We start from the raw sequence: 20,508 nt of genomic DNA on the forward strand, positions 1-20,508 counted from the left end.
ATGGACGAGACGAACGCGGCGGCCGACGACGCCGCACGCACCGTGGCGAGCGTCGTCGAACGCATCGAACAGGCGGCGGTCGTCGACCGAGAAGTCCTCTACGCAGTGTTGTCGACAGTGCTGGCCCGCGGGCACGTCCTGCTCGAGGACGTCCCGGGAACGGGAAAGACGGTCACCGCCCGCGTGATCGCCGAGTCGATGGGACTGGCGTTCAAACGGATTCAGTTCACGCCGGACCTGTTGCCGTCGGACGTGACCGGATCGACGATCTACGACGACGAGACCGGCGAGTTCGAATTCGCCGAGGGACCGGTCTTCACGAACGTCGTCCTGGCCGACGAGATCAACCGCGCCCCGCCGAAGACCCAGGCCGCCCTGCTCGAGGCCATGGAAGAGCGGCAGGTCAGCGTCGACGGAACGACCCACGACCTGCCGGAGCCGTTCATCGTCGTCGCGACCCAGAACCCGATCGAACAGGAGGGGACGTTCCGACTGCCCGAGGCCCAGCGCGACCGATTCAGCGTCAAGACCTCGATGGGGTATCCCGACCTCGAGGGCGAGCTGGGGTTGCTCGAGCGCCGGGCGAACCGGCGGTCGCTCTCGCCGAGTGTCGACCCGGTTCTCCGCCCGGACGCCGTCCGAACGCTACAGGAGCTGACCGAGGACGTCACCGTCGACGAGAAGGTCCGCCGCTACATCGTCGAACTCGCGCGGCGGACGCGGTCTGATCAGCGGGCCGAGATTGGCGTGTCGCCGCGGGGCGTCCAGCGCGTGTTCGAGACGGCCCGCGCCGCGGCGCTCATCGACGGCCGGTCGTACGTGACGCCGGACGACGTCAAGCGGCTCGCGGAGCCGACGATGGCCCACCGGATCGTGCTCACGACCGAGGCGACCGTCGAAGGCGTCGACGGAAGCGCCGTCGTTCGCCACGCGATGAATTCGGTCGACGTGCCGGCGGTCGCGCCGGGCGCGGAGCCCGGGTCCGGCAGTACCACCGCGTCCGAATCCGACACCGAAACCGAGACCGAGTTACGGTCGTCGGAACCGCACGCCGAAGGTCGCGACGGCGGCTCCGACTCGAGTCCGACGCGCGAACGGGGCGAGGAGTCCGGACCCGACGACGGAGCCTGGTGACGGCGATCTCGTCGCGGATCCGCCCCGGACGGTGGCTGCACTCCTCCGGGGGAGTCCGTACCGCCCGTTAGTCGTCGCTGGCAGTGGGTTCCGACTCTTCGTAGGCCGTGAGCGTCATCTACGAGGGTGTCTGGCTCGTTTCACGGTGAGTCGTGGCCGTGTCACAACGGCTCCCGTCCTGTGGCGAGTCATCGCCTGCCTGTTTCCACGGCACGTCGAATGCGCGTGCGTGCCTAGCAGGACTCCTCCCCGTCGCAGTACGTCTCCTGTTGGTTGTAGTCGACGGTCGCCTCTGCGACCGTCTCGGCGTTCAGGGAGAGGGTCACCGTCGCAGTACAGTCTTCCTCGAGTCGGGTCTTGAATCGGGTCGACCCGTTCGCCGCGACCGTCAGTCCGTCGTCCGAGCCGCCGCCGGTATCGTCGTCACCGTCGCCGTCGTCGCCATCGCCGCTCGTCGCGTCGGCGGCGATCGACTGTATCTCTTCGACGCTATCGGCGGCGTTGTTCAGCGCGTCGGTCGCCCGGTCGACCGGCATCTCCTCGGCCTCCGCACGCGCTTCCTCGGGTGTGCTGACCTCGTCGGCGATGTCGGCCCCGATCTGTTCCTGGGCCTGCGCGTTGATCTCCGCGACCACCTGCGTGAAGATCTCGTCTTGCAGGTCGTCGGCCGTCGACTCGGTAAGTTCGTCGATCGTTCCGACGGGATCGACGTTCTCGAGTTTCGCGTTGATGTCCTCGACGATGGCGTTGATCTCCTCGACCGCCGCCGCGTTGTCATTGCCGTCGTCGCCCTCACTGCCGTCGTTGCCGTCGTCGCCGTCGTCCGGTTCGTCTGTACCGCCGGAGTCGTACAGGGGAGTTCCCTCGTGCGTGAGGGTGATCGACCGGTCGGCGTCGTTGTCGACGCGGAACGTCGCGTATTCGCGGTTCGCGTCGACGCACTCGGCCACGAGTCGAATCGCGCTCGGATCGATCTCGGCCGCGTCGGTGTCGTCCGATCCGGAACCGTCGCCGTCGTCTTGCACGGCCGAAACGCCGATCGCACCGCTTCCCAACAGTGCACCGCTGGTCGCGATCATCTTCAAGCTATGCCGCCGTGTGAGTGGGGTTTCGTCTACCATGATTTCTCGCCTCACTGGAGCTACGAGCGCCGCCCAGTCAGGGCAAAAAATGGTATTTGTATTAATATAATTATTATACGTGTATTAAACGATCGGCGTGTTGTTCGTTTTGCGAGCCGAACGAGACAATCCGATATTTCTACCAGCAATAGTATGCTTTTCCGGCGGTATAAAACCGCTATTCCGGGGTGACGGATACCCGCTGTTTCGGTGGAACACCGTTTCTCGGAGATATAAACGGCCGGAAGTAACCGTCAGTAGAAAATATTGCCGGCATATGTGTCCACTATCCGCGCTGGAGGGACGGTTCAAAAAAGTCCAGAATTTTATATATTGGGCGGCCGGGGCGGGGAGACGAACTCCCGTCGTCGGACGGGAACCGGCACGACTCCCGGCCCGCGTTCGTCCCGCCGCTCGCCCGATCGGGTCGCTGGTTCCCGGAACGGTGCCCGATCGGAAACCGACTCGGCTGCTGGCGATCACGGTCCAGCACGGTCCGCGGGGGATCTCACCCCGCCGGTTTCACCGTCTGCCGCGTCCGTCCTGCAGCAATCCTCGGCGGCTACCGCCTCGAGCGACCGGTCGAGTGGCGGCACGAACAGGAGTCGGCGAACTCGGAACGAGCGTTCGGCGGCGCCGTGATCCTCACCCGGACGGCGTTCACGATTGCACAACGATTGTTCGGAACGGAAGAGCCGGATACTACCGGTACCCCAGTAGGTCGGTCGTCTCGGATCGCTCGGTACACCGTCGACGCGCGGTCGACGACGCCGAGCACACGCAGTCGAACGTCTCGTTCGTCGCCGCGGTACCGACGGGGAGAGTCCTTCCACTCGGCGTTGCGAGCCGACCCGCGCTCGCGGCTACCGGCCCGCGAGAACGGACAGCAGTCCGAAACCGTGACCGACGCCATCCCCGGTCGACCAAAGAGGAACGACGCGAACCGCGCGGTCACGTGCCGTCGGAATCGGAGAGCGAGCCCTCGCGGAAACCACGCGTAGCGAACCGAGCACCGACGCCGCCGATAGCACCGAACAGGAGCGGATAGAACGTTCCGGCGAATCCGATGGACAGGAGCAGATCGGGCCGCATCGCCCCCTCGCCGAGGTCGATCGCGAAGCCGATCGAACCGAGAACGGCGAACGGCAAGTAGCCGACGACGACGGTCGTTCCGGTGAAGGCGGCGTCAGCTGTCGATTCGAGGTCGTACCGCACGGCCCTCGTCACCACGGCACCGCCGACGACCAGGACGACGACCGGAACGCCGTACAGCAGCAGGGTGCTCCCACCGTCCGCAGCGATGAAGTCGTGGTTCGACTCGAGTGCTCGCAGGAGGCCGTACTGTGGAACGTCGGCGCTGACGTTGTGCGCGTTGTAGAACAACAGGCCGATCATCTCGACGGTCAGGGACTCGTCGGCCGCCGACTCGAGCAGACGGAACTGCTCGTTCGACCTGACGTCGCCGATCGCGGCCGCGTACGTGAGGAGGTAGCCGACGAGCCACGCGAGTCCACCGGTCAGCGCGCCCGCACCGAGCGCGCGCCTGGTTTCGTCATCGAATATCATGCTACCAACCAGCACAGCACACCGCAAAAACAATTTCGGATGTTTTATTGTGTACAATTATGTTTCGCGGCGGATAAATATATGCAGTTGGACGGTCGCGACAGAGCCTCGAGAACGACGCGGCGAGTCGCACACCGGAACGGGATGTAATTGAAGCACGCCCGATCCCGTCAGGCGCTGACAGCCGCGCCGACGACGCCGGCGACCGCGCTCTCCAGTGCCATCACGAGCGAGATGGCGACGGCGAGCGCGAAGATACCGATCCCTGCGGCACCGGAGACCGCACCACCGACGGGACCGAGCGCGAGGCCGGCGACGCCGACCGCCACGCCGACGAGGAGGCCGCCGATGATCCCGCCGAGCGAGCCGGCGAGCAGCCCGTGCCAGAAGCCGCTTCCGAGTCCGCCGCCGGCCATGTAGCCTGCGACGAAGCCGCCGGCCAGCCCCGCCGCGATCTGACCGAACCCAGGCAGGGCGAGACCGACGATTCCGAGAACAGTCGCGACGACGAACCCGACGAAGACGGCGCGCCAGTTTGTCATGCTAGATCGGAGGACGGCGACGGGGATAAGCCCGCGGCGGACACCTGCCGCCCCGTCGAAACGCGTCCCGAACCGACGGCACGCCCCGAACCGACGACTGGACCGCTCCATAACGAACGCCCTTTATGGTCGGGGACGCTAGCCCTGGACATGATTTTCGAAGACCTTCCGACCACGCCCACGTCGGAAGAGCTGATCGACAAAGCGTTTTCGCGGGCGGCGCGGTCCGGCAAGGCCAAGGGCGGCCTCGAGGCCCAGCAGTCGATGCTCCAGACGGCCGCGAACATCATCTCGGACAACCTCGAGAACGTGGTGACGGCGTGGCCGGACTTCGAGTACGAGGACGACGTCCACCCCTTCTACTACGAGCTGGCCGACGCGATCGTCGACGTCGACAAACTGCGCCAGAGCCTCTCGGAGGTAATGTGGGCCAGCCGAAAGGCCCGCGAGATACACGAGGAGTACCAGCCGCGACTGCGCAAGACTGACGTGGACACCGCACGCAAGCACCGCAAACAGGCCTTCGCCCGGCTCGCGGACATCGTCGAGCAGGTCGACGACGAACTGCTGTACATCAACGAGTCGCGCAACGATCTGCGTGACCTGCCGGAGATCGACCCCGACGAGCCGACGATCGTCGTCGCCGGCTACCCGAACGTCGGCAAGTCGTCGTTCGTCAACGACGTCACGAACGCCCGCGGGGAGACCGCATCCTACCCCTTCACGACGAAGGGAATCGGCGTCGGCCACTTCGAGCGCGACCACATCCGCTACCAGATCGTCGACACACCCGGTCTGCTCGACCGCCCGCCAGCCGAGCGCAACGAGATCGAATCGCAGGCTGTCAGCGCCATCGAGTACCTCGCCGACTGCATGCTCGTCATGGTCGATCCCACCGGCGAGTGCGGCTATCCGATCGGCTCGCAACTCGAGCTTCGGGACTCGATCGCGGCCCAGTTCGAGGAGATTCCCGTGCTCACGATCGCGAACAAGGAGGACCGCTTCGAGGAGGATACCCTGAACGACGCCGTCGCGGCGGACTACGCGATGAGCGTCGAAACCGGCTCGAACGTCGAAACGGTACTCGACGCCGCCGTCGAGGCGATCGACTACCAGCCCAAGCTTCCGTTCGAGGGCTGACCCGGAACGCAGCGACCCCGCTCGAGGGAGCGGTCCCGAACGGAATACTGCTGCCGGTCGACGGGAGCCAGTGGTGGCGCTACCGGTCACCGAACCGGATCAGCGCTCGACGACTTCGATGTACCTGATCTCGACGGTGACGGGCCGATCGGCGTGGCGGCTTATCCGGTCGTTGAGGATATCGGCCAGCTCGGGAGCCGACTCACCCGGCGGGCCGCCGATCGTGACGATCACCCGTTCCGGGTTCCGGAAGGGGTAGTCGTCGTCCATCACGACCCGGAACTCGAGCAGTTGATAGTCCTCGTACTGGTCCTGCGCGAGGACCGACTCCACCTCGTCGCGGGCGTCCTGTTCGAAGGTCCCCGACTCGTAGGAGGCGTAGGTAATCCCGCCGAGAAACACCGCGAAGACGAGGACGATGAGCGCGAGTCCGGCGATCCGCTTTCGAACCCGCTCTTCGGTCTCGCCCAGCGAGAACAGGTTCTCCGGTCGATAGCCGGCGTACCAGAGCGTCAACAGGCCGGCGAGATTCACCGAGAGGAGGTTGACGAGGACCAGCACCGTCGCGCCGATCGCCGACGTCGGTTGGCCCCACGCGAGGGCAATTCCCGCGACGCCGGCGGGGGGAATCAACGCCGCCGCGATCATCACGCCGACGAGCGCGACGGACGTTCCCGTCGCGATGCTCACGACCCCCGCGATACCCGCGCCGAGGGCGATCGCGAGCGACAGCAAGTCCGGTGCGAGGCGCTCCGAGATCTCGCCGACGTTCGAGAGGACGAGGTCGGGCGGGACGATGTTCAGCGATCGGACCAGTACCGCGAAGATCGCCGCCGCCCCGATCGCGACCACGACGCCGAGGATCTGGTACGTGACGCTCTCGACGAACAGCTCCTCGTCGTCGATCACCGTGCCGACGCTGGCCCCGAGCGCCGGCCCGATCAGCGGCGCGATGACCATCGAGCCGACGACGACAGCCGGCGAATCCAGCAGCAATCCCGCGGTCGCGACGACGGCGCTGATGACCGTCATGATCACGTAGACGGGGAAGCTCGGCGTCAGGTCGTCCGCTTCCGCTTGCAGCTCCTGGCGCGAGATCCGGTCCGACCCCACGTCACCGTCTTCGTACTCGTCGCGCAGCGCCTGAAACTGTCGGGAGACGACCGTCTCGGCGTCGACGACCACCGTGTAGGCGTCTTCGTCGATCCCCGCGTCCTGGATCTCGTCGAGCACCGGTTCGACGGCCGCGTCCGGCAGCGGGAAGTAGACGACAGCCGTGTACTTCCGACTGCTCGTCTCGTCGGTCACGACGTAGTCGATCCGGCGCTCGTCGAGAATCTCGAGGATCGTCTCCCGCTTACCCGTCGGAACCGTCAACTGTACGAGCCGCACGTGTCGACAGAGATTCCCCGGGGTCATAATTCCGCGGCATTCGGTCCTCCGTCGCAGGTCGAATTCGGCCCTGTCGGGCGATCGTCTCTCGCGCCACCTTTTTTTGTTTCGCGGAGAAAGCGACCAGTATGAAGCGACGAATCGCCCCGCTGTTAGGCGTCGTCATGCTGGGACTCGTGGGCGTATATCTCGCGGCCTTCGGTCGGCAGGCTCTCACCGGTCCGCTCGCCGGCGCGTTGCTCGTCGGCTTCGTCCTTTCGGCGGTCCTCCAGCTCGCCGGCGGGCTCGTCGACTCGGTCGCGATCGGCGGCCGAACCGTCCCGTGGAACGTCCTCGTCGGCATCGGGGAGGTGGCCCTCGCAGTCGTCGTCACGCTCTCGGCGGTCCGACCCGCAGTCGTCACCGGCGACGAGGGATCGTGGTTCTTCGCCGCTGCGATGCTCGCCGGCGGCACCTCGCTGGCCTGGTTCGGCGTCCAGACCGCCCGCGACAGCCGCCACGTCGACCTCGAGGCATCGCCGTCGAACCGGCGACTCGTGGGTATCGCCCTCCTCGTGGCAGTTTCGTGCGGGATCGGACTGTTCGTCGCGACGAACGTGTAGGCCGTGATTCTCCGGCCGAACGCGACGACCCGACTCGAGTGACGCCCGGAGCGTGGCCGGCGGCAGGGACAACGCGTATAAAAGCGGGAGTGCCGTATGGTCGCGTATGTTCGATACGCGCCCCGACCGTGGGGCCGAAGTCGCCCTCGTCGGCCGCTCGAACGTGGGCAAGTCCACCCTCATGCGCGAACTGACCGGCCACAGCTTCGACACCGGCGGCAAACCCGGCGTCACCCGGTCGCCCAACCACTACGACTGGGCCCCGGAGGATTTCGTCATCACCGACCTCCCCGGCTTCGGCTTCATGAGCGGCGTCGACGAGGACCACCGCGAGCAGATCAAGACCGAGATCGTCCGCTACCTCGAGGAGTACGCCGACAACGTCCTCGTCGCGATTCTGGTCGTCGACGGGAAGAGCGTCGTCGACATCATCGACCGCCACTCGGGTCCCGACGAGATCCCCTACGACGTCGAGATGTTCCACTTCCTGCGGGATCTGGGGATCCCCACCGTCGTCGCCGTCAACAAGATGGACAAGGTCGACGACGAGGACGAGCGCCTGAACGAACTCTGCGACCGCCTTGGCCTCTATCCCCCCTGGAAACAGTGGCAGGAGACCGTCGCCCCCATCAGCGCCAAACGGGGGCAACTCGAGCCCCTGCACGAGGCCGTTCGGAGCCACCTCCACGAGCAGAATCGGGACGACCTGTTCAAGTTCTTCTAACGAACTGTTGCGCTGCGGGCCGCCAAAAGCGGCCCTCGGCAAACTCCTCGAAAGAGCGCGCGGCGCTCTGTTGGACTGGGCGATTCCGTCGGCATCGCTTGCAGTCGGCGCGAAGCGGCGACGACCTCGCGGGCTCTTCGATCCCGCTCTGTTTCGATCAAAAGTACCGGTAGACGCTCCGCATCTTCCGAGCTCCCGTTCACTCCGGTCACGAGAACACGCCTCCCCGTTCCGAGCGCTTCGCGCTCTCCACGTCGGTCGTCGGCCCGCTCGCTCGGCCTTCGGCCTCGCTCGCGGAGAGTCTCGGGTAAACGCCTGCCCTTCCCCGGATCACGCGACTCTCGCAGTTGCTCGAGCCGCGCTCTCGGCCATCTTGCGTCGTGATCGTGCTCAAACGACGCGGTTGTGGAACGGCTCGCCGTCCGCGAGCCGGTCGACGTTCTCGCGGACGATATCGCCCGTGTCCCGGAAGTAGTCCCGCGTGTAGGCCGCACAGTGGGGTGAGACGATCACCTCGTCCATTCCCCACAGCGGCGAGTCCGCGGGCAGGGGCTCCTCCTCGAAGACATCCAGGGCCGCCCCCGCGAGGGCGTCGGCCTCGAGCGCGTCGATCAGCGCCGGTTCGTCGACGACCGCGCCGCGGGCGACGTTCACGAAGTACGCGTCCTCGCGCATGGCCGCGAACGCCTCGGCGTCGAAGAGGTGGCGGGTCTCGTCGGTCAGCGGCACCGTGACCACGACGAACTCGGCGTCGGCGATCGCCTCGAGCAGCCGGTCGTTCGCGTGAATTTCGTCGAATCCGGGGACCGGCTCGCCGGAGCGCCGGACGCCCGTCACGCGGACCCCGAGCCCGCCGAGGGTCTCCGCGACGCCGCGGCCGAGCGTCCCGGTCCCGACGACGCAGGCCGTCGATCCGGGGAGGGTGAAGGCCTCGTCCCACGCGGGGCGGTCCCACCGGCGCTCCTGCTGGTTCGCGACGTGATCGTGCAATCGGCGAGCGAACAGCAGGAGATAGCCCGCGACCGTCTCGCCGACCGTCCGGTCGTGGATCCCCGTGCTGTTCGTGAGCACCACGCCGCGGTCTTCGAAGGCGTCGAACGGGAACCGGTCGACCCCCGCCTGAATCGAGTGGACCCAGTCCACCTCGAGGAAGGCCTCGCGGTGCTCCATCGTGACGACCGCGTCGCAGTCGGCAATGTCGTCGTCGTCGATCACCGCGACGTCGATCGGCAGGTCGGCGAGATAGGCCGCTAACTCCGCCGGCGGGAACACCGCGTCGACTGACTCGTGAACGCCGAGTTGCTCGAGTTCGAACTTCATGGGCGTCGCTACGCACGTACGGTGGTTGAACGTTTGCACAGGGGAGATCGATTCGGGACGTGCCACAGTCGCGATGTGGCAGCCGTCGCTACGGCGATCAGAACGATGGTGGCTCAGTGAACGCTTTCATCACAAGGGGCTAAGCGGGGGTAACTCTCGTCATCGCCACCGTGTCGTCGTAGGCGTGTCGGACGCAAAAACCCCACGAACCGACCGACTCGCCATCGTCCGTATCGGACGCCTCGATAATGGTTAGATTTTTATCCCTATTCGAGAGGAACATTCGTACTGATGTCGACGAACGCTAGTGGTAATTCCCGTCCGGGTGGCGGCCTACTCGAACCATGACGGACGCCTCCGCTGACGGTTCCGGACGGACTGAGGAGTCGCTGGACGATTCCAGCCGGACTGCGGCCGCCGTTCGGGCCGACGCGGGCGACGGCAGTGACGATGAGGGCCACGGCAGTGGCGACGACAGTGACGGGCTTATTCACCACGTTTTGAACGGCGACGACGAGACGGCCATCTACGTCCGGGATATCGCGAGCGTCGTGGCGGTCGTTGCGGTCGTCGGCCTCGTTCTCTTCGGCATTAGCGGCGTCTGGCCGCCGCTGGTCGCCGTCGAAAGCGGGAGCATGGAGCCAAATATACACAAAGGCGACATGGTAGTCCTCGTTCAGGAAGACCGATTCGTCGGCGACGACCCGGTTGCGGAGACGGGACTCGTAACCGCCGAACGCGGTCGGGAAAACGGTCACGAAACGTTCGGGAGGGGCGGCGACGTGATCGTGTACGCGCCGAACGGGAATCCGGCTGAGACGCCAGTCATCCATCGCGTACACTTCTGGGTCGAGGAAAGCGAGAACTGGGTCGAAACCAGTGCCGATCCGGAGTACACGGGCGGTCGCTCCTGTGCGGAGATTCGGTCCTGTCCTGCACCCCACGACGGGTTCATCACGAAAGGTGACGGCAACTCGGGTTACGATCAGCTCGACGGTGAGCCGAAAACGACCGTCGTTCGACCCGAGTGGATAATGGGGAAAGCGACGTTCAGGATCCCCTGGCTCGGCAACATTCGGCTGCTGGTCGAGTCGCTGCTCAGTGTCGGAGCGGTCGGTTCGTAATCACGGCTCCCCCTTCATCTCGAGCCCGCGCAACTCCTCGGCCACGGCCTCGATATCGGCCGGCTCGAGCGCCCCTCGCTCGGTGACGATCTCGGTCACGCAGTCGGCCGGCGTCACGTCGAACGTCGGGTTCAGCACGTCGACCGACGCGTCGCCGTCGTACACCGCGGTTCGGTCGCCGGACTCGAGGTTCACCGCCGCTCGCGTCGAGACTTTGTCCGTCGCGGCGACGACGGACACCGGAACCCCCTCGCGGGCGGCGGCGACCGAGAGCGTTCGCGTCCCGGTCTTGTTCACCACCGAGCCGTCGGGGAGGACGGTATCCGCGCCGACCAGAACGCGATCGACGTCGTCGCTCGCGAGCACGTGCGCGATCGCCGCATCCGTGTGAACCGACACGCTGCCGTCGATCGTCCCGGACAGCCGTTCCGCGACGGTGATCCCCTCGCGGGCCGGTCGGGATTCCGCGACGAACACGCGCGAAGGGTTGCCGCCCTCGAGCGCATCGAGCACGGTCCCCGACCGCGAGAGGGTCGCGACGCTGCCCGCGAGGCGCTCGCTGGCGTTCCCCGCGGCGTCCGCGTCGGCCGCCAGAGCGCGATCGACGTTCGAGAGCGCCGATTCGAGGACGGCCGGCGCGCCGGCGACGGTCCCATCCCCCATCGCGTCGGCCATCACTCGGTTGACCCGGTTTCGGAGGACGGCCATCGACGGCCGCGCCTCGAGCAACCGATCGGCGAGTTCCGCGAGTTCGTCCCACTCGTCGTCGGGATCGGCGCCGAACGCGTCTCGTTCGGCGACGAGCAATCCGGCCCGATCGCGCAGCACCTCGAGCGCGCGCACGGACAGCGACGCGGCGCCGTGCTCGTCGTCGGCCGCGATCGACCGGACCGTCGGCGCGACGCGCTCGTAGGCGGTCCACAGTTCCGGGACCGTCTCCCGATCGTCGCCGACCGCCTCGAGCAGCTCGGTGGGGGCGACCCACTCGGCGGCGTCGTGTTCCTCGCTCAGTTCGACCTCGCGCGTCTCGCAGTCGAACAGGAACGGATGGACGACCCACTCGCGGTCGAGTTCCGGGTCCGTGAACTCGACCGGCCGTCCGGAACGAACGAGAGAGACGGCGTCTCCCTCGAGGCTCGTCTCCTCGCGGATTTCGACGCGAACCTGATCGTCAGGGGTCCCCTCCGCGAAGCCGGAGACGCCGCCCCACTGGCCCGTGTAGGTGCCGACCGAATCGCTCCGGCGGAGCAACAGAATCTCGCCACGATTCCGCAGGAAGGCGGTGACGACGTGGCTTGCACCAGCCTCGTCGCCGGCCTCGTCGCGGTCCGACGGTGAATCACTCATACTCGAGGGCACGACCGCTCGCGGGGAATCGCTTTCGGGACCGGACGCGAACCGGCTGCGCGGCCGACCCTCGGCAGGTAGCAGTGACCGGCTCCTGGCGTCTCGAGTGCGTGAGCTATACCCGTCTCGGGCCCCCTCCTGTCACCATGACACAGCGTGTGACGGTATCGTTAGACGACGACTCGGCCGCGGCCCTCGAGACGCTGGTCGCCGAGACGGGCGACGGCCAAAGCGGGGTCGTCCGCCGCGCACTGACCTTCTACGCCGCGAACGTCGACGCGGCCGACGAACGGCCGAGCGAGAACCTCGGGCGGTACTATCGAATGCTCTCCTCGGGGGAGCACGTCCTGCTCGATATCGACTTCCTGCACGCCTTCCTCGAGCACTGCTACGACGGCGGCGACCCCGACCCGTCGTTCGTCGAGGCGGCCGACCGCGTCTCGGCCTATCACGCCCACGAGTACGGTAGCCGGTTCGACGCGGTCGGCGATCTCCTCGAGTGGCTCTCCTTCTGCGGATTCCTCGACGTCCGCGAGGAGGGCGAGGGGGTCTATCACCTCGTCTTTCCCTCCGAGGCCGTCCGCTGGTTCATGACCCGGTTCATCGAGCGCAGTACCGTCGAGTTGCCGACCGAGATCGAACTCGAGGGCGGCGTCGCGAAAGTGATCGTGACCGAGCGGGCGACCGACTGACGGGCTCCCGGGGCGGAGCCGCGTCGGGGTCGGGATCGCGGCGCGACGATTGCACGAGTTCATACGACTTCATACACCGATCACAGCATCCCGATTCGACTGCGAATCCGTATGTTCGGCTCTTAACAAGCCTTTTGACGACCTTGGCGAGTGGTTCATGTGAATACACATCATGGGAGTCATTGACCGACTGAAGGCGATCGGACCGGGCGCACTCGTCGCGGCGGCGTTCGTCGGACCGGGAACGGTGACGACGGCGAGCGTGATCGGGGCGGAGTACGCCTATCTGCTCGTGTGGACGATCGCGTTCTCGATTCTGGCGACGATCGTGCTCCAGGAGATGAGCGCGCGACTGGGACTGATCACGCAGGAGGGGCTGGGAGAGGCGTTTCGAAACGAATTCGAGAATCCGGTTCCGCGGGCGATCACCGTCGGGCTCGTCGTGAGCGCGATCGGGATCGGGACGGCGGCGTTCCAGACCGGCAACATCGTCGGCGGTGCCGCCGGCCTCTCGACGATCACCGGCGTCAGCGAGAACGTCTGGGGCCCAGTCATCGGGCTGGTCGCCGCGGGACTGCTGTGGACGGGAAGCTACAAACTGATCGAACGAGTCTTCATCGGCCTCGTCACGGTCATGGGACTGGCGTTCGTGCTCAACGCGATCATGGTCCGGCCGGATCTCGGCTCGCTGGCAGGCGGACTCGTTCCGACCGTCCCCGAGGGATCGGCGTACCTCATCGCCGGCCTCGTCGGGACCACCGTCGTCGGCTACAACCTGTTCCTGCACGCGAGCACCGTCCAGGAGCGGTGGGACGGTGCCGACGATCTCGCGGAGTGTCGCACGGATACGATCGGGATGATCGTCGTCGGCGGGATCATCACGACCGCGATCGTCGTCACGGCCGCCGCGGTGTTCCCCGAGGGCACCTCGATCGCTAACGTCGGCGAGATGGCCGACCAGCTCGAGCCCGTCTTCGGCGGCTACGCGCTCACGTTGTTCGCGATCGGCCTCTTCGCGGCCGGCTTCACGAGCGCGATGAGCGCGCCGCTGGCCGGGGCCTACGCCACCGCCGGCGCGCTGGGCTGGGAACGAGACCTGACCTCGACCCGGTTTCGGGCGATCTGGATGACGATCATCGGCGTCGGCATCGTCTTCTCGGCACTGGATTACAACCCCGTGCAGGTGATCGTCTTCGCGCAGGTGGCGAACGGACTGCTGTTGCCGATCCTGGCCGTGTTCCTCATCTACGCGATGAACAACGACCAGCTGTTGGGCGAGTACACGAACAGCACCCTCCAGAACGCCCTCGGCGGGATCGTCACGCTCGTCGTGGTGGGTATCGGCCTTCGAACGCTCTACGACGTCCTGCTGCTCTGACTGACGAACTGCATGACCGATTTAAACACGCACGGAACGAATTCGGACGTATCGATGCCCAGTCACGGCTCGCCGGAAGACGGGGACGGGACGCGAATCGGCGTCGACGTCGGCGGCACCTTCACCGACGTGGCGCTCACCGTCGACGACCGGCTGATCACCGCGAAGGTCCCGACGACCGATCCGCAACACGTCGGGGTCCTCGAGGGAATCGACAAGGCCTGCGACCGCGCCGACATCGACCCCGCGGCGATCGACGGCTTCGCCCACGCGATGACCGTCTCGGTCAACGCCCTGCTCGAGCGCGGCGGCGCGGAAACCGCGCTCGTCACCACCGACGGGTTCCGGGACGTCCTCGAGATCGGCCGGCAGGACCGGCCGGCCCTCTACGACCTCGAGGCCGAGAAACCGGCGTCGCTGGTACCGCGCGACCTGCGGTTCGAGGTCGACGAGCGGACGACCGCCGACGGCGTCGAACGGCCGGTCGACACGGCCGAGGTCCGCGAACTCGCGGCGACGCTGCGCGAGCGCGACGTCGAGGCGGTTGCAGTCTCCCTGCTGCACGCCTACGCGGACCCCGCGAACGAGCGGGTCGTCGCCGAGACGCTGCGCGAGGAACTCGAACTGCCGGTTTCCGCGTCCCACGAGGTGCTCGCGGAGTTCCGGGAGTTCGAACGCACGTCGACGACGGCGGTCGACGCCTACGTCCGGCCGGCGATCGACCGCTACGTCGGCCGGCTGGTCGACGAGGCCGAGAGTGCGGGGATGCCGGCACCGCGAATCATGCAGGCCAACGGCGGCATCGCGGACCCCGAGACCGTTCGCGAACGCGCCGTGACGACGACGCTGTCGGGGCCCGCCGCCGGCGTCGTCGGCGCGGCGGCGACCGTCGACGATGCCGACACCGACGGGCTCGTGACGTTCGACATGGGCGGGACCTCGAGCGACGTGAGCCTCGTCCGGGACGGGCAGGCGGAGCGGACGACCGATGCGGAGATCGACGGCCTCCCGATCCGGACGCCGATGGTCGACGTAAACACGGTCGGCGCAGGCGGCGGCTCGATCGCCTGGGTCGACGCCGGCGGTGCGCTCCGAGTCGGCCCGGAGTCGTCGGGTGCCCGACCCGGCCCCGCCTGCTACGGTCGCGGCGGCACGGCACCGACCGTCACCGACGCCAACGTCATGCTGGGCTACATCGGCCCCGAGACCGCACTCGGCGGCGAGATGACGCTCGACGTCGAGGCCGCTCGCGACGCGCTCGAGCGGCTGGCGGACGACGCGGGCGTCGACGGCGCGCTCGAGGCGGCCCGCGGGGTCTACCGCGTGGCGAACGCGACGATGACGCGGACGATCCGTTCCGTCACCGTCGAGCGGGGGCACGATCCCCGCGAGTTCGCGCTCGTAGCCTTCGGCGGCGCGGGACCGATGCACGCCGCGGCGCTGGCCGACTCGCTGTCGGTCGATCGCGTCGTCGTCCCGCGACCGGGCGGCGTCCTCTCCGCGTTCGGCCTGCTGGCAGCCGACGAGAGCTACGACGCCGTCCGCACCGTCGGGGTCGACCTCGAGAACGCCGATACCGAGACCATCGAGGCGGTCTACGACGACCTCGTCGCCGACGTGCTCGCGGACGCCTCCGATCGGGACGCGGCGAGCGTCGAGCGCGCGGCCGACTGTCGGTACGCGGGCCAGAGCTTCGAGTTGACCGTCCCCGTCGACGAGGCGTTCGACGCGGCGGCGGTCGCCGATCGCTTCCGCGACGTCCACGAGCGGACGTACGGCTACGCGATGGACGAAGCGATCGAGGTCGTCAACGTTCGGGCGACGGCGACGGTTCCGGGATCGGAGCCGACGATCCGTCACGACGGCGAGGGCGACGCTCGTATCGGTACCCGCGAGGCCCACTTCCCCGGCGCCGGCGCGCGAGAGACGGCCGTCTACGACCGGGACCGCCTCGCGGCGGGCGCGACCGTCACCGGGCCGGCGGTCCTTGAGCAGGCCGAGAGCACGACCGTCGTGCCGCCGACCTGGATGGGAACGATCCTCGCCGACGGAACGCTCGACATGACGCGAACGGACGGTGATTCACGATGACACGAGAGGCGACGACCGACGCGGACGACGGCATCGATCCGGTGACACTCGAGGTCCTTCGCAATCAACTCGAGAGCGTCGCCGAGGAGATGGGGCAGACCCTGATCCGCGGGGCCTACTCGCCGAACATCAAGGAACGGCGCGACTGCTCGACGGCGCTGTTCGACGCCGAGGGCCGGATGATCGCACAGGCCGAACACATCCCGGTCCACCTCGGCGCGATGCCCGCCGCGGTCGACGCCGTGCGCGAGTACGACCCGAAGCCGGGCGACGTGTTCGTTCTCAACGATCCGTTCACCGGCGGGACGCACCTGCCCGACGTGACGATGGTCTCGCCCATCGCGCCCGGGCACGACGATGGCGACGGGAGCGATGCCGACGGAGCCATCGTCGGCTACGCGGTGTCTCGAGCCCACCACGCGGACGTCGGCGGGATGACCCCCGGCAGTATGCCGGCCGGCGCACAGGAGATCTATCAAGAGGGGCTCCGGCTCCCTCCGATTCGGCTCGTCGATGGCGGCGAGCCCCGGACCGACGTTCGCTCGCTCGTGCTCGCCAACGTCCGCAACCCGCGCGAGCGCCGGGCGGACCTCCGGGCACAGCAGGCGGCGAACGAACGGGCCGAGGACCGACTCGCGTCGCTGTTCGACGAGCACGGCCGCGAGACCGTGCTCGAGGGATTCGACGCTGTGATCGACTACTCCCGCGAGCGGATCACGGCGGCGATCGCGGCGCTTCCCGACGGTACCTACGAGGCGACCGACGTCCTCGAGGGCGACGGCGTGACCGACGACGACATCGAGATCGCCGTGACCGTCACAGTCGACGGCGAGACGATCGACGTCGACTTCTCGGGGACCGACGGCCAACTCGCGGGGAACTGCAACGCCCCGCTCGCGGTCGCGACCAGCGCCGTCTACTTCGTCGTCCGCTGTATCACCGACCCCGAGATCCCGCCGAACCACGGCTGCTACGAACCGGTGAGCGTCAGCGCGCCCGAGGGCACGCTCCTGAACCCGGAGCCGCCGGCCGCCGTGGTCGGCGGGAACGTCGAGACCAGCCAGCGGGTCACGGACGTGGTCTTCACCGCGCTGGCCGACGCCGCCCCCGACCGCGTGCCGGCCCAGGGGCAGGGAACGATGAACAACCTCACCGTCGGCGCGCGGGACGGCTCCTTTACCTACTACGAGACCATCGGCGGCGGCTTCGGCGCGCGCGCCGACCGCGACGGCATGGACGGCGTGCAGGTCGGCATGACCAACACGCTCAACACGCCCGTCGAATCGCTCGAGACCGAGTACCCGCTCCGGGTCGAGCGCTACGCACTCCGCGACGACAGCGGCGGACGCGGGCGGTTTCGCGGCGGACTGGGGCTCGAGCGCTCGGTCACCGTCGAAACGGACGCGACGGTGTCGTTGCTAACCGAGCGCCGCCGCCACGCGCCGAAGGGCGTCGCCGGCGGCGGGGACGGCGCGACCGGCGAAAACCTGATCGACGGCGAGGCCGTTCCGGCGAAGACGACGGTCGACGTAGATGCCGGAACGACGGTCACCGTCAAGACGCCCGGCGGTGGCGGGCACGGTGATCCTGATGAGGGGAACGAGGCGGAAAACGAAGACGAGCGTGCCGCGACGGCCGTCAGGGACGACTAGGAGCGATCGGGCGTCCTCGAGAGACGGTCAGTCCCGCAGATAGCCGACGAGTCGGTCGACTGCGTCGTTTAACGGCTCGGATTCAACTCGCCCGAACCAGTCGAGAATATCGTCGTGAGACAGTGAGACGACTCCCCAAGGGACGAGATAGCTCTCCTTCGGCAATCCGCCATCGAGGAAGTCGTCGTCAGTGATCGGGATCGTCTCGTCGTACCACGTTCGCGTCGTCAACGTGACTGCGACGTACTGTTCCCCGTCGAACGGGTGAGCGGCCGTGTTGACGATCGCGAACGGACGACTCGGTTTCGATTCGTCGAACGGATCTCCGGCCTCGACGACGTCTCCGCGCTCGTATTTCATTTGCCGTCAGTCCCCCGCTCACCCGGATGTTGCTCGTCAGCACCCGCCTCGCGCCACGCGTCCATCTCTTCCGTACCGAGTTGCTCGTTGAGCGAGTCGAGGCTGCGGCTCAAGTCGGTGGCGGACCGGATTCGGTCCGGATCACCGGCCGCCCAGTACGGCGGCTTGTGTCGCACCAAATTTCGCTCCTTCAATCGGCTCAGTACCGCACTGACGGCGTTCGGTTCGATCCCTGTCGAATCGGCGATCTCCCCCCGTCTGAACGCCTTATCGTCGTTCGAAACGAGAAAAGAGAACACTCGCTCCGCTTGGGTTCGTTCCTCTTCGAACTCCGTCTCCCGTTCGAAGGTGTCGATATCGATCGGCATACGCTCGTTTTCGTGTTTGGGACGTATGGCTATTTTCCTCGTTTGGACCGTGTTTCACAGAGCGGACTGACAGTCCCTGTTCGAGTCGGCCGACGGTGACTCCATTCTCCGGTGACGGAGCGCTTTTGGCGCCGGTGCCCCACCCTCCGGTATGGAACTCAACGGCGTGGCGGATCTGCCCGAGATCCGCCCCGGCGACGACATCGCCGCGCTCGTCGCGGATCGGGCCGCCCTCGAGCCGGGCGACGTGCTCACGGTCGCGAGCACCATCGTCTCGAAGGCCGAGGGTCGCACGGCCGACCTCGAGGACTACCCGGTCAGCGGCCGCGCACAGGAGATCGCCGACCGCATCGCGGACCTGGCCGGCGAGGAGAAAGACCCGCGGTTCGCACAGGCCGTGCTCGAGGAGAGCACGGAACTGCTGATCGACGCCCCGTTCCTGCTGACCGAGACGAGGTTCGGTCACATCTGCGTCAACGCGGGGATCGACCGCTCGAACGTGCCCGACCACGACCTGCTGCTCCTGCCGAAACGACCGGCCGAAAGCGCCGAGCGGATTCGCACGGGGCTCGAGCAACAGGGGATCGAGGACGTCGCGGTGATCGTCACCGACACCTGCGGCCGCCCGTTCCGCCACGGGCAGCGCGGCGTCGCGCTCGGCTGGGCCGGGATGCCCGCGAGCCGCGACTGGCGGGGCGAACTCGACCGGGACGGCCACGAACTCGGCGTCACCGTCCAGTCGGTCGTCGACGAACTGGCCGCCGCCGCGAACCTCGTCACCGGCGAAGCCGCCGCCGGGACGCCCGCCGTGGTCGTCCGAGAGTGGGAGTTCGGCGACCTCGAGGGCAGCGACGAACTCTTTCGATCCGTGGAGGACGACCTCGTCCGGCAGGCGCTGCGGGAGTGGAGGGTCGACGGATGACCGATCAGACACCCTCGAGCGGCGAACCGACCTGGGGCATCGAACTCACCCCCGAGCATCCGCCGGACCGGGTCGCCGATCTGGCCGCGCTCGCCGAGGACGAGGGGTTCGACGTCGCGTTCGCGAGCAGCCACTACTTCAACCGCGACCCGTTCGTCGTCTGCTCGCGGATGGCCGACGCGACCGACGCCATTCGGCTGGGACCGGGCGTCGTCAACCCCTACGAAACCCACCCCGTGAAACTCGCCGCCCAGACGGCGACGATTGACGAGATCAGCGGTGGACGGGGAGTCTTCGGCGTCGGTGCCGGCGACCGCTCCTCCCTGTCGAACCTCGGAATCGATCGCGACAGACCGCTGCGACGCGTCCTCGAGACGTTCGACCTCGCCCGTGCGCTCTGGGACGGCGAGACGATCACGCACGAGGGCACCTTCACCGCGCGGGACGCGGCGCTCAACCTCGAGCCGCCGTCCGACCGGATTCCGGTCTACGTCGGTGCGCAAGGACCGCACATGCTCCGGATGAGCGCGAAACACGCCGACGGCGTACTCGTCAACGCCGCTCATCCGCGGGACCTCGAGTGGGCGGCCGACCAGCTCGAGCAGGGCGTCGCCGAGCGACCGGACGAGCGCGGCGCGTTCGAGTCGCTCGCCTTCGCGAGCGTCAGCGTCGCCGGCGACGAGACCGCGGCGCGCGAGGCGGCCCGACCGCCCGTCGCGTTCATCGTCGGCGGGGCCGCGGAGCCGGTCCTCGAGCGACACGAGATCGATCGCGAGGCGGCGAGCGCGGTCAGCGACGCGCTCGAGCGGGGCGACCTCACCGAGGCCTTCGGCCGCGTGACGCCCGCGATGATCGACGCGTTCTGTATCGCGGGGACGACGGCGACCGTCGCGGATCGGTTCGCCGCGGCCCTCGAGCACGTCGACGGGATCGTCGTCGGCTCGCCGCTCGGCCCGGACCTCGAGGACGCGGTGGAGCGAGCGAGCGAAGCGCTCGTTCGGGCGAGCGGGGTGTGACCGGAGAAACCGCAAGA

At 67.5% G+C, this 20,508-nt stretch carries 19 protein-coding genes; 11 read left to right on the forward strand and 8 right to left on the reverse strand.

Annotation, left to right across the window (positions count from 1 at the left end; genetic code table 11):
- Positions 1-1,134, forward strand: coding sequence for an AAA family ATPase (locus BMX07_RS16665; protein ID WP_090619767.1), 1,134 nt, complete (start codon positions 1-3; stop codon positions 1,132-1,134).
- A gap of 233 nt (positions 1,135-1,367) precedes the next feature.
- Here BMX07_RS16665 and BMX07_RS16670 read toward each other — a convergent pair whose 3' ends face one another.
- The 3 genes from BMX07_RS16670 to BMX07_RS16685 form a co-directional block, all read right to left on the reverse strand.
- Positions 1,368-2,255 (reverse strand): hypothetical protein, encoded by an 888-nt coding sequence (locus BMX07_RS16670; protein WP_139210931.1) that lies wholly within the window; start codon positions 2,253-2,255, stop codon positions 1,368-1,370.
- Positions 2,256-3,206: 951 nt separating this feature from the next.
- Complete coding sequence (locus BMX07_RS16680) at positions 3,207-3,821, reverse strand: DUF7978 family protein (RefSeq protein WP_090619774.1); 615 nt, start codon at positions 3,819-3,821, stop codon at positions 3,207-3,209.
- Between the two features lie 170 nt (positions 3,822-3,991).
- Entirely contained in the window at positions 3,992-4,363 is a 372-nt protein-coding gene (locus BMX07_RS16685; RefSeq protein ID WP_090619777.1) for a DUF5518 domain-containing protein, read from the reverse strand.
- Between the two features lie 150 nt (positions 4,364-4,513).
- Here BMX07_RS16685 and BMX07_RS16690 point away from each other — a divergent pair, with 150 nt between their 5' ends.
- Positions 4,514-5,503: an NOG1 family protein gene (locus BMX07_RS16690; RefSeq protein WP_090619780.1), complete on the forward strand. Its 990-nt coding sequence runs from the start codon at positions 4,514-4,516 to the stop codon at positions 5,501-5,503.
- A 99-nt stretch (positions 5,504-5,602) separates the two neighbouring features.
- Here BMX07_RS16690 and BMX07_RS16695 read toward each other — a convergent pair whose 3' ends face one another.
- Positions 5,603-6,895 (reverse strand): TIGR00341 family protein, encoded by a 1,293-nt coding sequence (locus tag BMX07_RS16695; RefSeq protein WP_090620002.1) that lies wholly within the window; start codon positions 6,893-6,895, stop codon positions 5,603-5,605.
- Between the two features lie 128 nt (positions 6,896-7,023).
- On the opposite strand from BMX07_RS16695, the gene BMX07_RS16700 reads away from it, so the two are divergent.
- The gene (locus BMX07_RS16700; protein WP_090619783.1) at positions 7,024-7,497 is read left to right on the forward strand and encodes a DUF7994 family protein; all 474 of its coding nucleotides are present in this window, start codon (positions 7,024-7,026) and stop codon (positions 7,495-7,497) included.
- 106 nt (positions 7,498-7,603) lie between these two features.
- Entirely contained in the window at positions 7,604-8,221 is a 618-nt protein-coding gene (gene engB / locus BMX07_RS16705) for a GTP-binding protein EngB (protein WP_090619785.1), read from the forward strand.
- A 390-nt stretch (positions 8,222-8,611) separates the two neighbouring features.
- Here engB and ddh read toward each other — a convergent pair whose 3' ends face one another.
- Positions 8,612-9,541, reverse strand: coding sequence for a D-2-hydroxyacid dehydrogenase (gene ddh, locus BMX07_RS16710; RefSeq protein ID WP_090619788.1), 930 nt, complete (start codon positions 9,539-9,541; stop codon positions 8,612-8,614).
- A 344-nt stretch (positions 9,542-9,885) separates the two neighbouring features.
- Between ddh and BMX07_RS16715 the strand changes: the two genes are divergently transcribed.
- Positions 9,886-10,665, forward strand: coding sequence for a S24/S26 family peptidase (locus BMX07_RS16715; RefSeq protein WP_090619791.1), 780 nt, complete (start codon positions 9,886-9,888; stop codon positions 10,663-10,665).
- Here BMX07_RS16715 and BMX07_RS16720 read toward each other — a convergent pair whose 3' ends face one another.
- Complete coding sequence (locus BMX07_RS16720; RefSeq protein WP_090619793.1) at positions 10,666-12,012, reverse strand: eIF2B alpha/beta/delta subunit family protein; 1,347 nt, start codon at positions 12,010-12,012, stop codon at positions 10,666-10,668.
- Positions 12,013-12,158: 146 nt separating this feature from the next.
- Here BMX07_RS16720 and BMX07_RS16725 point away from each other — a divergent pair, with 146 nt between their 5' ends.
- From BMX07_RS16725 to BMX07_RS16740, 4 genes are all read left to right on the forward strand, one after another.
- Entirely contained in the window at positions 12,159-12,704 is a 546-nt protein-coding gene (locus tag BMX07_RS16725; protein ID WP_090619797.1) for a ribbon-helix-helix protein, CopG family, read from the forward strand.
- 172 nt (positions 12,705-12,876) lie between these two features.
- The gene (locus tag BMX07_RS16730; protein ID WP_090619800.1) at positions 12,877-14,082 is read left to right on the forward strand and encodes an Nramp family divalent metal transporter; all 1,206 of its coding nucleotides are present in this window, start codon (positions 12,877-12,879) and stop codon (positions 14,080-14,082) included.
- A gap of 54 nt (positions 14,083-14,136) precedes the next feature.
- Positions 14,137-16,173 (forward strand): hydantoinase/oxoprolinase family protein, encoded by a 2,037-nt coding sequence (locus BMX07_RS16735; protein ID WP_245742141.1) that lies wholly within the window; start codon positions 14,137-14,139, stop codon positions 16,171-16,173.
- Positions 16,170-17,825 carry a hydantoinase B/oxoprolinase family protein gene (locus BMX07_RS16740; RefSeq protein WP_090619806.1) on the forward strand — a complete coding sequence of 552 codons (1,656 nt, stop codon included), beginning with the start codon at positions 16,170-16,172 and terminating at the stop codon, positions 17,823-17,825. Before BMX07_RS16735 ends, BMX07_RS16740 begins: the two co-directional genes overlap by 4 nt.
- Before the next feature lie 27 nt (positions 17,826-17,852).
- Here the strand turns inward: BMX07_RS16740 and BMX07_RS16745 are convergent, their stop codons facing one another.
- On the reverse strand, positions 17,853-18,185 hold the full coding sequence (locus tag BMX07_RS16745) for a growth inhibitor (protein ID WP_090619808.1): 333 nt from the start codon (positions 18,183-18,185) through the stop codon (positions 17,853-17,855).
- The gene (locus BMX07_RS16750; RefSeq protein WP_090619811.1) at positions 18,182-18,553 is read right to left on the reverse strand and encodes a helix-turn-helix domain-containing protein; all 372 of its coding nucleotides are present in this window, start codon (positions 18,551-18,553) and stop codon (positions 18,182-18,184) included. Before BMX07_RS16750 ends, BMX07_RS16745 begins: the two co-directional genes overlap by 4 nt.
- 151 nt (positions 18,554-18,704) lie before the next feature.
- On the opposite strand from BMX07_RS16750, the gene BMX07_RS16755 reads away from it, so the two are divergent.
- Positions 18,705-19,475, forward strand: a complete 771-nt coding sequence (locus BMX07_RS16755) for a coenzyme F420-0:L-glutamate ligase (RefSeq protein ID WP_090619814.1) — start codon at positions 18,705-18,707, stop codon at positions 19,473-19,475.
- Positions 19,472-20,491, forward strand: a complete 1,020-nt coding sequence (locus tag BMX07_RS16760) for a 5,10-methylenetetrahydromethanopterin reductase (RefSeq protein WP_090619817.1) — start codon at positions 19,472-19,474, stop codon at positions 20,489-20,491. Before BMX07_RS16755 ends, BMX07_RS16760 begins: the two co-directional genes overlap by 4 nt.
- Positions 20,492-20,508 lie beyond the last annotated feature (17 nt).

Source organism: Natrinema salaciae (genome assembly GCF_900110865.1).
Classification (GTDB): Archaea; Halobacteriota; Halobacteria; order Halobacteriales; family Natrialbaceae; genus Natrinema; species Natrinema salaciae.

What these genes read in the sequence shown, in the direction of transcription:
- BMX07_RS16665 (WP_090619767.1), top strand. Translation starts at nt 1, where the DNA reads ATGGACGAGACGAACGCGGCGGCCGACGACGCCGCACGCACCGTGGCG.
- BMX07_RS16670 (WP_139210931.1), bottom strand. Translation starts at nt 2,255, where the DNA reads ATGGTAGACGAAACCCCACTCACACGGCGGCATAGCTTGAAGATGATC.
- BMX07_RS16680 (WP_090619774.1), bottom strand. Translation starts at nt 3,821, where the DNA reads ATGATATTCGATGACGAAACCAGGCGCGCGCTCGGTGCGGGCGCGCTG.
- BMX07_RS16685 (WP_090619777.1), bottom strand. Translation starts at nt 4,363, where the DNA reads ATGACAAACTGGCGCGCCGTCTTCGTCGGGTTCGTCGTCGCGACTGTT.
- BMX07_RS16690 (WP_090619780.1), top strand. Translation starts at nt 4,514, where the DNA reads ATGATTTTCGAAGACCTTCCGACCACGCCCACGTCGGAAGAGCTGATC.
- BMX07_RS16700 (WP_090619783.1), top strand. Translation starts at nt 7,024, where the DNA reads ATGAAGCGACGAATCGCCCCGCTGTTAGGCGTCGTCATGCTGGGACTC.
- engB (WP_090619785.1), top strand. Translation starts at nt 7,604, where the DNA reads ATGTTCGATACGCGCCCCGACCGTGGGGCCGAAGTCGCCCTCGTCGGC.
- ddh (WP_090619788.1), bottom strand. Translation starts at nt 9,541, where the DNA reads ATGAAGTTCGAACTCGAGCAACTCGGCGTTCACGAGTCAGTCGACGCG.
- BMX07_RS16715 (WP_090619791.1), top strand. Translation starts at nt 9,886, where the DNA reads ATGACGGACGCCTCCGCTGACGGTTCCGGACGGACTGAGGAGTCGCTG.
- BMX07_RS16720 (WP_090619793.1), bottom strand. Translation starts at nt 12,012, where the DNA reads ATGAGTGATTCACCGTCGGACCGCGACGAGGCCGGCGACGAGGCTGGT.
- BMX07_RS16725 (WP_090619797.1), top strand. Translation starts at nt 12,159, where the DNA reads ATGACACAGCGTGTGACGGTATCGTTAGACGACGACTCGGCCGCGGCC.
- BMX07_RS16730 (WP_090619800.1), top strand. Translation starts at nt 12,877, where the DNA reads ATGGGAGTCATTGACCGACTGAAGGCGATCGGACCGGGCGCACTCGTC.
- BMX07_RS16735 (WP_245742141.1), top strand. Translation starts at nt 14,137, where the DNA reads ATGCCCAGTCACGGCTCGCCGGAAGACGGGGACGGGACGCGAATCGGC.
- BMX07_RS16740 (WP_090619806.1), top strand. Translation starts at nt 16,170, where the DNA reads ATGACACGAGAGGCGACGACCGACGCGGACGACGGCATCGATCCGGTG.
- BMX07_RS16745 (WP_090619808.1), bottom strand. Translation starts at nt 18,185, where the DNA reads ATGAAATACGAGCGCGGAGACGTCGTCGAGGCCGGAGATCCGTTCGAC.
- BMX07_RS16750 (WP_090619811.1), bottom strand. Translation starts at nt 18,553, where the DNA reads ATGCCGATCGATATCGACACCTTCGAACGGGAGACGGAGTTCGAAGAG.
- BMX07_RS16755 (WP_090619814.1), top strand. Translation starts at nt 18,705, where the DNA reads ATGGAACTCAACGGCGTGGCGGATCTGCCCGAGATCCGCCCCGGCGAC.
- BMX07_RS16760 (WP_090619817.1), top strand. Translation starts at nt 19,472, where the DNA reads ATGACCGATCAGACACCCTCGAGCGGCGAACCGACCTGGGGCATCGAA.